Genomic DNA, 12,808 nt, shown 5'->3' with positions numbered 1-12,808 from the left:
TCAGGACTCGAGTTCTAGGATGCGCTCGGCGAGCGCGAGGATGCGCTGGGCGTCGCGCACGTGCAGGCTCTCGATCATGCGGCCGTCGACGGTGATGACACTGGTGCCCGCCGCCCGCGCCTCGTCGTAGGCGGCGACGACCTTGCGTGCGTGGGCGAGTTCCTGCTCCGAGGGGCCGAAGACCGCGTTGGCGGGGCCCACTTGGGACGGGTGGATCAGGGTTTTGCCGTCGAACCCCATCTCCCGGCCCTGCCGGGCCTCGGCGCGAAACCCCGCTTCGTCGGTGATGTCGTTGAACACCCCGTCCAGCACGGCCTTGCCCGCCGCCCGCGCCCCCAGCACGGCCAGCGACAGCGCGGCGGCGATCGGCGCGCGGCCCGGCACGTGCAGGCCGTGCAGGTCGTTGACCAGGTCGTTGGTGCCGATGACCAGCGCGGCGAGCCGCTCGCTGGCCGATGCGATCTCCTCGGCACGCAGAAACGACTTGGGCGTTTCGATCATCACCCACAGGTGCAAGGACTCCGGTGCGCCCAGGGCGTCGAGGGACGCGGCCAACGCCCGGACCTGTTCGCCGCCTTCGACCTTCGGCACCAGCACGCCGTGCGCTGCCGAACCGGCCACCGCCGCCAGGTCGTCCTCGTGCCACTCGGTGCCCAGGCCGTTGATGCGCACGACGACCTCGCGGGGCGCATAGCTGCCGGTGCGGACCGCCTCGCACACCGCGGCCCGCGACTCGGCCTTGGTGTCCGGTCCCACCGCGTCTTCGAGGTCGAACACCAGCACGTCGGCGGGCAGGCTCTGCCCCTTCTCCAGCGCCCGCGGCTTGTTGCCGGGCAGGTAGAGGGCCGATCGGCGGGGGCGCAGGCTCGGTGTCATGAAGTGTGCTTTCTCCTCGTGGCGTCGAGACCGACGTTATCGTGGTGCCGTTTCGGGCCGGGCCGCGCTAGCGTCGATCTCGACGGCCGCGGGGCCGCAACGCGCAGGAAGGGGAATCCATGTCACCGTCCGGAACGGCACGCAGCGAGGGCGACAGCTGGGACCTGGCCTCGAGCGTCGGTGCGACGGCCACCATGGTGGCGGCGTCGCGGGCGCTGGCCTCGCGGCAGCCGGAGCCGCTGCTCGACGACCGGTTCGCCGAGCCGCTGGTGCGCGCGGTGGGTCACCCATTCTTCACGCGGATGCTCGACGGGCAGGTCCCCCTCGACAGTGACGACATGCCGATGACGCTGCGGCAGCGGTCCGAGCAGATGACGGTGCGGACCCGTTTCTTCGACGACTTCTTCGGCGCCGCGACGGCCGACGGCGTGCGCCAGGCCGTCATCCTGGCCGCCGGGCTCGACGCGCGCGCCTACCGACTGGCCTGGCCGCAGGGCACGGTGGTGTTCGAGGTCGACCAGCCCGAGGTGATCGCCTTCAAGACCGAGACCCTGGCCGGGATCGGCGCCGAGCCGACCGCGCAGCGGCGCACCGTGAGCATCGACTTGCGCGACGACTGGCCGCGGGCCCTGCGGGACAACGGTTTTGACGATACGGCGGCCACCGCCTGGATCGCCGAAGGCCTGCTCCCCTACCTGCCGCCCGAGGCCCAGGACCGGCTGCTGGACAGCATCACCGCGCTCAGCGCGCCCGGCAGCCGGCTGGCCACCGAAAACATCACCGACATGGGCGTTTTCACCGACGAGCGCGCCCGGTCGATGCGCGCGGCCTGGCGGGACCACGGCCTCGACGTCGACGTGGCCGAACTGGTGTGGTTGGGCGCCCGTCGGCCCGCCGCCGATCACCTGAGCGCCACCGGCTGGCGCGTCACCCAGTTCCCCACCGAGCAGTTGTATGACCGCTACGGATTCGTGTTGCCGGACAACGAGATTCTGGCTTCCTTCCGGCGGGCGATCAGCTATCTGACCGCCGAACTGCAAGGTTAGCGCTTGGATTCCCGCCAGCCCCGCTCGAACGGGAGGCGCCACGCGTTCGGCGCGATGAGCTGGTGAATCGCGTTGGGGCCCCAGGTGCCCGGCTGGTAGAGCTTGGCCGGGGGCGGGTCCTCGAGCAGCTGTTCTGAACGCTCCCAAAGGGATTCGATGCCCTCGGCGGTGTTGAACAGCGTGTGATCGCCGCGCATCGCGTCGAGGATCAGCCGTTCGTAGGCCTCCAGGACGTCGACCACGGTGTCGATCTCCTGCGAGGAGAACTGCATCGACAGCTTGTCCAGCTTCATTCCCGGGCCGGGGCGTTTGCCGTAGAACGACAACGACACCTTCGAGTTGTCGGCCAGGTCGAAGGTCAGGTGGTCCGGGCCCTGCGTCCCCACGCCCGAACCCGGCGGGAACATGGTGCGGGGCGCCTCCTTGAAGGCGATCGAGATCACCCGGATTCCCTCGGCCATCTTCTTACCGGTGCGCAGGTAGATGGGCACCCCGGCCCAGCGCCAGTTGTCGATGCCGACCTTGAGCGCGATGAACGTCTCGGTGTCGGAATCCCTTGCCACGCCGTTCTCTTCGCGGTAACCGTAGTACTGCCCGCGCACCACGTCGGAGGGCTTGATGGGCAGCATGGAGCGGAAGACCTTGTTCTTCTCCTCGCTGATGGCGAACGGCTCGAGCGCCGTCGGGGGCTCCATCACCACGAACGCCATCACCTGGAACAGGTGGGTGACCACCATGTCCTTGTACGCGCCGGTCTCCTCGTAGAAGTTGGCGCGTTGGTCCAGCCCGAGGGCTTCGGGGATGTCGATCTGGATGTGGTCGATGAAGTTGCGATTCCAGATCGGCTCGAACAGGCCGTTGGCGAATCGGAACGCCAGGATGTTCTGCGCGGCCTCCTTGCCCAGGAAGTGGTCGATCCGGAAGATCTGGGATTCCTCGAAGGTTTCGTGCACGAAGTCGTTGAGGGCGACCGCGCTGGACAGGTCCGTCCCGAACGGCTTCTCCATGACCACCCGCGACCGTTCGACCAGCTTCGCGTCGCGCAGCATGGTGATGACGTCGCGCGCCGCCTTCGGCGGCACCGACAGGTAATGCAGGCGGCGCACGTTGTCGCCGCCGAGATTCTCCTCGGCTTGGGCGACCGCATCCGCCAGCGCCTGAGGTCCGGCGCCCTGCGGCACGTAGGTGACGATTTTCTCGAAGTTGGCCCATTGTTCGGGCGTCAGCTTGTGGGTGCCGAAGTCGTCGATCGCCTTCTTGGCCAGGTCGCGGAAGTCGTCGTCGCTGAGGTCTTCCAGCGAGGTGGCGACGATCTGGATGTGGGGGGCGAGCTCGGACTGGTCCAGGTAGGCCAGGCCGGGCAGCAGCTTGCGCTTGGCCAGGTCACCCGTGGCGCCGAAGAGGACGATGACGTGCGGGTCGAGCGGGTCGGCCTGGTGGCGGTGCGGGCGTCGGTCGGGAGCCGGGTACGAGATGGTCTGCGGTTTCTGGGTGGCCACCTCTGCGATACTTCCATTGCCGCGCCGCTATGTCTCGTCGTTCGGCGTCTCGCCGTTCCGCACGGCGGGCGCACTGCGACGTCCGTCGCAATCCGATTACCCGCGTTGCGGCGGGGTATGGGATGGCGGCGGATTTCAGCGGTGGGATCCGTGCCCTTGCCACTCCAGGAAGGCGATATGACAAAACCCGACGAAGACCCCGTGAGCCGCGCTCAGCAGCTGGAGAACATTGTCGACGAACTCGAGGAGAAGGTCGCCGACGACCGGGAGGCCGCGGATGTGCCGGGCAAGCCCAGCGAGCGTGAGAACACCGCCACCCGCGGCTCGGAGAACGAGCCCCCGGACTGAGGCCGCTCAGGCGTTGGGCAGGCTGACGGTGTGCGCCTTGAGCGCCGCCAGCGCGTCGGGCGTCGGCCATTCGGTGGCGCGGTACCTCACCGGGTTGAGCCCGACCACGGGCAGGATGCCCACCACGTCGACCACGGTGGCGAACGGTACCGAGAACGTGTCGGAGACGTTGGCCGGGTCGCCGGCCAGGAACGTCACGTAGTCCGTCTGCGGCAACTCCCACGGAATGCCCTGCCCCCAGACGGCGGTGGTCCGCATCCCCCAGGACGTCTCGACGATGCGCGCCGCGCCGACGTACTGCGGGAACATCTCGCGCTCGTAGTGCTCCCGAAGGAACTCGGTCTGCTGCCGATATTCGTTGGCGGCCAAGATCGTTCGTGCCCGCAGCGCCAGGTCACGTAGCGGGTGCGGGCCGGCTTGGTCGAACGGCACGATGGTGCTGCCCTCGAAGGTGTAGCCCTGTGGGGAGATCGGCACGGAGGCGTCCCGGTACATCTGCTCGGCGATCGAGAACAGCTCCGGGGCCACGTCGGGGGCGTCGGTGCCCAGGAGCAACGCGCCGTCGCCGGGGAAGAACACCAGGGGTCGCGGGCCGCCGGGGACGGACAGGGAGCCCAGCCAGCCGGTGGCCAGGATCATCGAATCGATGTAGGAGCTGCCGTCGGCGTCCTGCAACAGGAACCTTTCGCCCGGCGCGAACGTCTGTTGGCGGGCGGTGAGGTTCTCCCGGGCGACGGCGAACGCCTGCTCGCCGCTGATTCCCCACGCGGTGGTCTCCTGCGGGGTGACCATGGCGCGCGCGTCCGGCAGGTCCACCACCACCAACTCGCTGATGAACGGCAATACCTGGCGCACCCAGGGCTGGGCCTCGTTGTTGACCAGGTGGTTGACGTAGCTCTGCGGCCGCAGCACCGGGCGCAGCAGCGGCTGCGCCTCTGCCCACTCCAGCGGCGGTTCGGCCGGTTCGTCGCTTGGGATGTCCACCATGAGTGCTTCCTGGGAATTGATGAGCGAACACCGGCACGTTACACCCCGGCGGTCGCCGCGAGCCGTCGTTTGGTCGCAACCCGCCGGGCGCCGCGGGCGCGGCGGTCGCGGGCCCGGCCTACCCGGGGGCGGTGGTGGCACCGGGCAGGACGGCGACGCTGCGAAAGGCCTTGAGGTGCAACGCTATCGGCGGCTGAGCGAGCGCTCAGGCGTGGTCGCGTACCGCGTCGATCGCGCGGTAAATGCGCTGTTCGCTGACCGGGCGGGGCGTGCCCAGCTGTTGTGCCCACAAGCTCACCCGCAACTCCTCGATCTGTCGTCCGATGTCGCGCACCTCCGCGGCCGCCCTGCGCGCCGCGGGCAGGGTCGCGAGCAGTTCGGCGTAGGCGTCCTGCACGGCCCGCACCCGCTGCAGGCGTTCGCGGTCGGCCTGCAGCCCGTGCGGCAGCCGGTCGAGGCGGCGGCCGACCGCGGTCAGGTAGCGGGTGAGGTCGGTGAGACCGCCGACACCCGTGGCGGTGACGAAACCGGTTGGCAACAGCCGATCGAGCTGGGCGCGGATGTCGGCGATCGCCTCCTGCTGGGCGGGCGGCGCCTGTGCGGGCAGCGCGAGGCGGACATGCTGTGCGGCCGCCAACACGTCTTCGACGCGTCCCAAAACCTGGACGGTCTGCGGCACCAGGGCCGTCGCGACCCTGTCGCGAAGCGCGGCGAAGCCGGCGCGGGTCCACGCGGGTTCTGGCACCAACGCGTCCACCGCGGCGTCGGCGCAGTCCTCGATGAGCGCCGACAGCGACCCGTCGGGGTTGCCGCCCAGCCCCAGCCGGGTGCGCGGGGACAGTTGGCGCTCAACGGCTTTCACGGGTGACGGCAGGCTGAGCCGCAACAGCCGCCGCGTGCCGGATCCCATCGCCCGGGCCTGCTCGGCCGGCGTCGCGAACACCCGCAGCTCGACGGAAGACTCGGCGTCGACGAGGGCGGGGTACCCCCGCACCGTGCGCCCGTCGATCGTGCGCTCGACCGCGCGGGGCAGCTCGTCGACGTCGTCCGGCCACCCGCGCAGGCCCGTGCGCTCCAGCTCAGCCGCCACCGCCTGCGCGACGGCCCGGCGGGCCGGCGTGGTGAGCCGCTCCTGCAGCGCCGCCAGGTCCTTGCCGCGGTCGACCTCCGTGCCGTCGGTGGCCTCGACGGCGAACGTCACCCGCAGATGCGGCGGCAGCTTGTCGAGTCCGAACGCCTCGAGGGGAACGACAACCCCTGTGCGGCGGCGCAATTCGCGCTGCAGCGCCGGCAGCAGGGGTTCGCCCGCCGGGTCGATGTGGGCCAGCACGGCGCGGGCGGTGTCGGGGGCCGGGACGAAGTTGCGGCGCAGATCCTTGGGCAGCGAGCGGATCAGCGCGGTGACCAGTTCCTCGCGCAGGGCCGGCACCTGCCAGGCGAATTCGTCGCCGCCGAGGCGCGCCAGCACGTCGATCGGCACGTGCACCGTGACACCGTCGTCCGCGGCGCCGGGTTCGAACCGGTAGGTCAAGGGCAGCGCGACGTCGCCGGCCTGCCAGGCGTCCGGCCGTTCGGCGTCCGCGATGTCGGGCGAGCGCAGCAGGTCCTCGCGCGTGAAGCTGAGCAGGTCGGGGGTGCGGTGGCGCTGCTTTTTCCACCATGCGTCGAAGTGCCGGGCGGAGACCACGTCGGCGGGGATGCGGGCGTCGTAGAGCGCGAAGATCTCCTCGTCGCCGACGAGCAGGTCGCGGCGGCGGGCCCGCTCCTCGAGCTCCTCCACCTCGGCCCGCAGGCGCGCGTTGTCACCGAAGAAGTGGTGCCGGGTCTGCCACTGCCCCTCGACGAGCGCGTGCCGGATGAACAGTTCGCGCGCCGCCACCGGGTCGACGCCGGCGTAGCCGACGCGGCGGCGCGCCACCAGCGGCAGGCCGTAGAGGGTGACCCGCTCGTACGCCATGACCTCGCCGCGCTTGGCGTCCCAATGCGGTTCGCTGTAGCTGCGTTGCACCAGTTCGCCCGCGATCCGCTCGACGGCCTCGGGCTGGATGCGCGCCGCGGTCCGGCCGTACAGGCGGCTGGTCTCGACCAGCTCGGCCACCACGACCCAGCGCGGCGGCCGCTTGCTCAGCGCCGACCCGGGCGCCAGGACGAAGCGCGAGTTGCGGGCGCCCAGGTAATCCCGGTCGTCCTCGCGGCGCATCCCGATGTGGGAGAGCAGGCCGGCGAGCACCGCCGCGTGGACGCGGCCCGGGTCGGCCGGTTCGCCGGTCTCCTCGACGACGCCCAGATCGCGGGCCACGCTGCGCAGCTGCCCCACCAGATCCTGCCACTCCCGCACGCGCAGGTAATGCAGGAACTCCTCGCGGCACATCCGACGAAAAGCGTTACCCGACAACGCTCTACGCTGCTCGCGCAAATACCGCCACAGGTTGAGGTAGGACAGGAAATCCGAATGCTCGTCGGTGAAGCGGGCGTGCTTTTGGCGGGCGGCCTCTTCCCGGTCGTGTGGACGCTCACGCGGGTCGGGGATCGTCAGCGCCGCGGCCAGCACCAGCACCTCGCGCACGCACCTCTCGGATTGGGCCTGCAGAATCATCCGGCCGAGCCGCGGGTCGACGGGCAGCCGCGCCAGGCGGCGGCCGAGGTCGGTGATCGCCCCGCCGGCGTCGAAGGCCCCGAGTTCCTGCAGCAACTGCACGCCGTCCCGGACGCTGCGCCGGTCCGGTGGGTCGAGGAAGGGAAAGAGCTCGACGTCCCCCAGCTGCAAGGCCGCCATCTGCAGCAGCACGGCCGCGAGGTTGGTGCGCAGGATCTCGGGGTCGGTGTAGCGCGGTCGGGCGGCGAAGTCGTCCTCCGCGTACAGCCGGATGCACACCCCCGGGGCGATCCGGCCGCAGCGCCCGGCCCGCTGGTCCGCGGACGCCTGCGAGATGGGCTCGATCGGCAGCCGCTGCACCTTCAGCCGGCGGCTGTACCGGGAGATGCGGGCGTTGCCGGGGTCGACGACATAGCGGATGCCGGGCACGGTCAGCGACGTTTCCGCGACGTTGGTGGCCAACACGACGCGGCGCCCCGTGTGGGGCGCGAACACTTTCTGTTGCTCCGCGGTCGGCAGGCGCGCATACAGGGGCAGCACCTCGGTGTGCCGCAGGCCCGCTAACGCCTCTGCGGTGTCCCGGATTTCGCGTTCGCCGGACAGGAACACCAAAACGTCGCCGGGCGGCTCGGCCTCGAGTTCTCCGATGGCGTCGACGATCGCCTCGATCTCGTCGCGGATCTCGGTGCGCACCACCTCGTGGTCCGGGTCGTCGGGATCCCCGGAGTCGGGCGCGGCGGCGGCCGGCACGGCGACCTCGAGCGGCCGGTAGCGGATCTCGACCGGATACGTCCGCCCGGACACCTCGACGATCGGTGCGCCGCCGAAGTGCGCCGCAAAGCGTTGCGGCTCAATGGTCGCCGACGTCACGATGAGTTTGAGGTCGGGGCGGCGCGGCAGCAGCTCGCGCAGGTAGCCGAGCAGAAAATCGACGTTGAGGCTGCGTTCGTGGGCCTCGTCGAGAATCAACGTGTCGTAGCGCAACAGCCGGCGGTCCCGCTGGATCTCGGCGAGCAGGATCCCGTCGGTCATCAACTTGACCAGCGTCCGGTCGCTGACCTGGTCGGTGAAACGCACGGTGTAGCCGACGATGTCGCCCAGCGGGCTGCCCAGCTCGTCGGCGATGCGTTGGGCGACAGTGCGCGCGGCCAACCGGCGTGGCTGCGTGTGCCCGATCGTGCCGCGAATGCCGCGGCCCGCCTCCAGGCAGATCTTGGGCAGCTGGGTGGTCTTCCCGGACCCGGTCTCTCCGGCGACGACGACCACCTGGTTGCCGGCGATGGCGTGGGCGAGCTCCTCGCGGCGCTCGCTGACCGGCAGGTCGGGGTAGCTGATCGCCGGCAGCGCCGCGCGGCGCGCGGCGACGAGCGCCTCGGACGCGGCGACCTGGTCGGCCAGGGGCTGCAGCTTCTCCGGGGCGGCGCCGCGCAGCTGCTTGAGCCGCCGGCCCAGCCGGGCGGCGTCGCGAAAGGTCAGACCGTCGAGCCGCTCGCGTAACTGCACGACGGACGGTTCGGCCACCAGGCCACGATAGGCGCGGCCGCGAACCGGCGTTTGCTGTGACGACGGTCTCAATCCGAAAAACTGTGGGCTGACGTTTTTTTCGAGCCGCATCCGGGGAAGGCCTATGAGGCCCCGAGTTGGGCCCCAATGGCGTGAATCCCACCCTCCCCCACCCAGGAGCAGCCTTCGCTATGCCGAAAACGATCGTGCCCGAGACCTTCGCCCACACGGCCCTCAACGTCGGCTGGGTGGTGGGCGCCGTGGTGTTCGCCTACGGCCTCGGTGTCGCGTTGTCGTGGCTGTTGCAGCGGGTGAAGGGCCGCAGCGCGATCATCGCCGACATCGACGTGCTGACCCGCGGGCCCCTGCGGGCCACCTTCATGGTCATCGCCGCGACGAACGCGATGCATCACACGTCGGACTCGTCGGCGATGTGGCGCGGCTGGGCGGACCACCTGCTGGTGATCGCCGTCATGGCCACGGGCACCTGGCTGGTGGCCAGCCTGGTGTTCGTCGCCGAGCGGCGCGCCATCGCGCGGTTCGCCGGCGGCGAGGAAATCAGCGATGCCGACCGGCACCGGCGCAAGGTGCGCACGCAGATCACGGTGCTGCGCCGCCTGGTCGTCGCCCTGGTGGTGGCGTTCGGCCTCGCGACCATCCTGATGACGTTCCCCGCCTTCTCCAACCTGGGTAAGACGCTGTTCGCCTCGGCCGGGGTGCTGTCGGTGGTCGCCGGTCTGGCGGCGCAGACCTCCCTGGGCGCAGTGTTTGCGGGCCTGCAGATCGCGTTCTCCGACGCGATCCGGGTGGGCGACGTGGTGGTGCTGGAGAACGAGTGGGGCCGCATCGAGGAGATCACGCTGACCTACGTGGTCGCGCACCTGTGGGACGAGCGTCGGCTGGTGCTGCCGTGCACCTACTTCACCAAGACGCCGTTCCAGAACTGGACCCGCAACGCCACCGCGCTGCTGGGCACCGTGGAGATGGACGTCGACTTCAGCGTTCCGCTGGACGCGATGCGCGAAGAGCTGGACCGGCTGCTGCGCTGCAACGAGCTGTGGGACGGCCGCGCCGGAGTGCTGCAGGTCACCGACGCGGTCGAGGGCCGGGTCCGGGTGCGCATGCTGGTCAGCGCCGCCAACGCGGGCCTGCTGTTCGACCTGCGCTGCGCGGTCCGCGAGGGCATGGTCACCTGGCTGCATCGCACCCAGCAGGGCGCTCTGCTGCGCCACCGCGTCGAGCACTCGCAAGGGTCGCTTCCCGGCGTGCTGGACGGCGGCCAGCCGGCGGCCCCCGACGCCGCGCAATCGCGCGTGGACGCCGCCGTGTCGGGGACCTTCACGGGTAGCCCGGACGCCGAGGAGCGCGCCCGGGCCTTCGAGGGACCCCGCCGCGACGACGACCGCGCCGACGATCAGGTGTTGGCCAGGGCGCGTCGTAACGGCGGCTGATCGCGGCCGGCCCCGCTTCACCGAACCGATGTGGTTACGAGGCGGCCGCAATTGGGTATCACCCAGCGCATTGACCGGGCCTGTGGCCCCCGCGAAGAAAAGTGATCGGCGATGGTCGGTTGGCTGGATGACCTGCAGCGACGGAATCGGGCCGTTGGGGTGCTGGTGGCTGTCGTTTACAAGTACAACGACGACCAGGGCGGTTACCTCGCCGTCCTGATCACCTACTACGCGCTGGTGTCGCTGTTTCCGCTGCTGTTGCTGCTGACCACCGGCCTAGGCGTGGTGCTGGCCGGGCGGCCGGACCTGCAAGCGCAGGTCTTGCACAGCACGCTGAGCCAGTTTCCCGTCATCGGCAACCAGCTCCACCACCCCGAGGGCCTGAGCGGCGGGCCGACGGGCGTCGTCATCGGGCTGCTCGGCGCGCTCTACGGCGGGCTGGGCGTGGGCCAGGCGCTGCAGAACGCCATGGACTCGGTGTGGGCGGTGCCTAAGCATCAACGCCCGGATCCCCTGCGCGCGCGGCTGCGCAGCGGCCTGCTTCTGCTGTGCCTGGGGTCGGCCGCGGTCGCGGCCACCGCCTTGTCGGCCGTCGGGCACGCCACCGGCGCGCTCGGCGCCTTCGGCAAAATTGGGTTGGCCCTGCTCGCCGTGGCGATCAACGCAGTGATCTGTCTGATCGCGTTCAAGGTGACCACCGCCCGGCCCCTCACCTACCGCGAGGTGTGGCCGGGAGCCGTCGCGGCGGCGTTCATCTGGCAGCTGCTGCAGTGGTTCGGCGCCGGCTACGTGGCACACACCGTGAGGCGGGCGAGCGCCACCAACAGCGTGTTCGCGCTCGTGCTCGGGGCGCTGGCGTTCCTGTTCCTCGCGTCCGTCGCGCTGGTGGTGTGCGCGGAGATCAACGTCGTCCTGGTCGAGCGGCTCTACCCGCGCGCGCTGCTGGGCGCGTTCACCGACGACGTCGACCTGACCCCGGCGGACCGCAGGACCTATACCAAGAAGGTCAAGGCGGAGCGGGTCAAGGCCTACGAACGCGTCAGCGTCACCTTCGACGACATCAAACGCGCGGGCGAAAAGGGCATCGACCACCTCGGCGCCCGGCTGCACAACATGCACCGCCCCCACGTGCCGTGAGAGCTGCTGGCTAGCACAAGGCTTGCAACGCAACATGATTCGCGCGGCCTGTAGGCAGGCCGTGTTGCGTATCCTCGTGCTCATGCAGGAGTTCGACGACGAATTGTTCCGCACGGACGACGCGGCGCTGAAAACGTTCAACGACCAGATTGTCGACGAGTTCTACGCGACCGGCGGCAAGGTCGGGGGCGTCTTCGAAGACCACACGGTCCTGTTGCTGACCACCACCGGGGCCAAGTCGGGCCGGCCACGGTTGACGCCGCTCGCGTACTTCACGGTCGACGGGCGCATGACGGTGGTGGGATCGCGCGGCGGCGCCCCCAAAGATCCGGCCTGGGTGCACAACCTGCGCGCGCGTCCTTCGGCACGGGTCGAAGCCGGCGGGGCGGATTTCGCGGTGGTGGCCGAGGAGCTGCACGGGGCGCAGCGAGATGCCGTGTTCGACGAGATCGTCTCCCGTGCACCGAATTTCGGCGTGTACCAGAGCAGGACCAGCCGGGTCATCCCCGTCTTCGCGCTGGAGCGGCGCGACGGCTAGCGGGCACCCGCGGCCCCCGCAGCGGGCGCGGGGCGCAATAGGGTTCAGCCATGAGCCTCGTCACCTATGAGTTGCACGACCACGTCGCGACCCTCACGCTGAACCGGCCCGAGGCGCGCAACGCCATCAACGGCGCGCTGCGCCAGGAGCTCAACGCGGCCTGGGACCGCTTCCGCGACGACCTGGACGCCTGGGTCGGGATCCTCACGGCCAACGGCAGCGTCTTCTGCGCCGGGGGCGACCTGAAAGACGGCGAGGGTTCGGTCGGTACGTTCGGCGGCACCTTCTGGGAGAAGCCGACGATCAACTCGTTCGAGAGCGGGATGGAGTTGTTCAAGCCGACCATCGCCGCGGTGCACGGCCCCTGCATCGGCTACGGAGTGACCGGAGTCCTGTTCTGCGACTTCGTCATTGCCAGTACGGAGGCGACTTTCTGCTTCCCCGAAGTGTCCCTGGGTGTGCCGACGATCGTGGGCGCCATCCGGTTGCCGCAGCGGGTGGGCTGGGCGAACGCCATGGAGCTGCTGCTGACCGGAAAGCCGATGAGCGCCGAGCGGGCCAAGGAGGTGGGGTTGGTCTGGAAGCTGGTCGAGCCCGGCGACCTGCAGACCGAGGCGGCGGCCTGGGCCCGCACCCTCACCGAGGCCGCGCCGTTGGCCCAGCGGGCGACCAAGGAGGTGGCGTGGCGCGCCGCGGACATGGGCTGGATCGAAGCGGTGCGCTTCGGCGAGACCATGCGCAAGGTGGCCGGGGCGACCGAGGACGTCGCCGAGGGGCTGCGGGCGTGGGCCGAGAAGCGCACGCCGCGGTGGCGTGGGCGATGACGG

10 protein-coding genes are annotated in these 12,808 nt (G+C 70.3%); 6 read left to right on the top strand and 4 right to left on the bottom strand.

Features of this window, described 5'->3' with window-relative positions:
- Window positions 1–876, bottom strand: a complete 876-nt coding sequence (locus tag A5700_RS02850) for a CoA ester lyase (protein WP_068074174.1) — start codon at window positions 874–876, stop codon at window positions 1–3.
- Between the two features lie 119 nt (window positions 877–995).
- Between A5700_RS02850 and A5700_RS02845 the strand changes: the two genes are divergently transcribed.
- Window positions 996–1,922, top strand: coding sequence for a class I SAM-dependent methyltransferase (locus A5700_RS02845; RefSeq protein WP_068074176.1), 927 nt, complete (start codon window positions 996–998; stop codon window positions 1,920–1,922).
- On the opposite strand, the gene zwf is transcribed toward A5700_RS02845, so the two are convergent.
- A complete protein-coding gene (zwf, locus tag A5700_RS02840; RefSeq protein ID WP_068074178.1) occupies window positions 1,919–3,421 on the bottom strand; it encodes a glucose-6-phosphate dehydrogenase in 1,503 nt (500 codons plus the stop codon). The two genes, A5700_RS02845 and zwf, sit on opposite strands and share 4 nt — an antisense overlap.
- Before the next feature lie 177 nt (window positions 3,422–3,598).
- Here zwf and A5700_RS26470 point away from each other — a divergent pair, with 177 nt between their 5' ends.
- Window positions 3,599–3,769: a hypothetical protein gene (locus A5700_RS26470; protein WP_197502938.1), complete on the top strand. Its 171-nt coding sequence runs from the start codon at window positions 3,599–3,601 to the stop codon at window positions 3,767–3,769.
- Between the two features lie 6 nt (window positions 3,770–3,775).
- On the opposite strand, the gene A5700_RS02835 is transcribed toward A5700_RS26470, so the two are convergent.
- Window positions 3,776–4,756 carry a hypothetical protein gene (locus A5700_RS02835; protein WP_156671046.1) on the bottom strand — a complete coding sequence of 327 codons (981 nt, stop codon included), beginning with the start codon at window positions 4,754–4,756 and terminating at the stop codon, window positions 3,776–3,778.
- A 205-nt stretch (window positions 4,757–4,961) separates the two neighbouring features.
- Entirely contained in the window at window positions 4,962–8,873 is a 3,912-nt protein-coding gene (gene hrpA, locus A5700_RS02830; protein ID WP_068204429.1) for an ATP-dependent RNA helicase HrpA, read from the bottom strand.
- Window positions 8,874–9,046: 173 nt separating this feature from the next.
- Between hrpA and A5700_RS02825 the strand changes: the two genes are divergently transcribed.
- From A5700_RS02825 to A5700_RS02810, 4 genes are all read left to right on the top strand, one after another.
- Window positions 9,047–10,306 (top strand): mechanosensitive ion channel family protein, encoded by a 1,260-nt coding sequence (locus tag A5700_RS02825; RefSeq protein WP_068074181.1) that lies wholly within the window; start codon window positions 9,047–9,049, stop codon window positions 10,304–10,306.
- Window positions 10,307–10,417: 111 nt separating this feature from the next.
- Window positions 10,418–11,443 (top strand): YihY/virulence factor BrkB family protein, encoded by a 1,026-nt coding sequence (locus A5700_RS02820; RefSeq protein ID WP_068074183.1) that lies wholly within the window; start codon window positions 10,418–10,420, stop codon window positions 11,441–11,443.
- A gap of 82 nt (window positions 11,444–11,525) precedes the next feature.
- Complete coding sequence (locus tag A5700_RS02815; RefSeq protein WP_068074299.1) at window positions 11,526–11,981, top strand: nitroreductase family deazaflavin-dependent oxidoreductase; 456 nt, start codon at window positions 11,526–11,528, stop codon at window positions 11,979–11,981.
- Window positions 11,982–12,031: 50 nt separating this feature from the next.
- Complete coding sequence (locus A5700_RS02810) at window positions 12,032–12,805, top strand: enoyl-CoA hydratase/isomerase family protein (protein ID WP_068074185.1); 774 nt, start codon at window positions 12,032–12,034, stop codon at window positions 12,803–12,805.
- The last annotated feature ends 3 nt before the right edge of the window (window positions 12,806–12,808 follow it).

This window comes from Mycobacterium sp. E1214 (assembly GCF_001666755.1).
Classification (GTDB): domain Bacteria; phylum Actinomycetota; class Actinomycetes; order Mycobacteriales; family Mycobacteriaceae; genus Mycobacterium.
The sequence above is the reverse complement of the archived record's forward strand: the minus strand, read 5'-3'. Positions and strand labels throughout refer to the sequence as shown.

Excerpts from the sequence above, each read along its gene's own strand:
- A5700_RS02850 (WP_068074174.1), bottom strand. The coding sequence starts at position 876 with ATGACACCGAGCCTGCGCCCCCGCCGATCGGCCCTCTACCTGCCCGGC.
- A5700_RS02845 (WP_068074176.1), top strand. The coding sequence starts at position 996 with ATGTCACCGTCCGGAACGGCACGCAGCGAGGGCGACAGCTGGGACCTG.
- A5700_RS26470 (WP_197502938.1), top strand. The coding sequence starts at position 3,599 with ATGACAAAACCCGACGAAGACCCCGTGAGCCGCGCTCAGCAGCTGGAG.
- A5700_RS02835 (WP_156671046.1), bottom strand. The coding sequence starts at position 4,756 with ATGGTGGACATCCCAAGCGACGAACCGGCCGAACCGCCGCTGGAGTGG.
- A5700_RS02825 (WP_068074181.1), top strand. The coding sequence starts at position 9,047 with ATGCCGAAAACGATCGTGCCCGAGACCTTCGCCCACACGGCCCTCAAC.
- A5700_RS02820 (WP_068074183.1), top strand. The coding sequence starts at position 10,418 with ATGGTCGGTTGGCTGGATGACCTGCAGCGACGGAATCGGGCCGTTGGG.
- A5700_RS02815 (WP_068074299.1), top strand. The coding sequence starts at position 11,526 with ATGCAGGAGTTCGACGACGAATTGTTCCGCACGGACGACGCGGCGCTG.
- A5700_RS02810 (WP_068074185.1), top strand. The coding sequence starts at position 12,032 with ATGAGCCTCGTCACCTATGAGTTGCACGACCACGTCGCGACCCTCACG.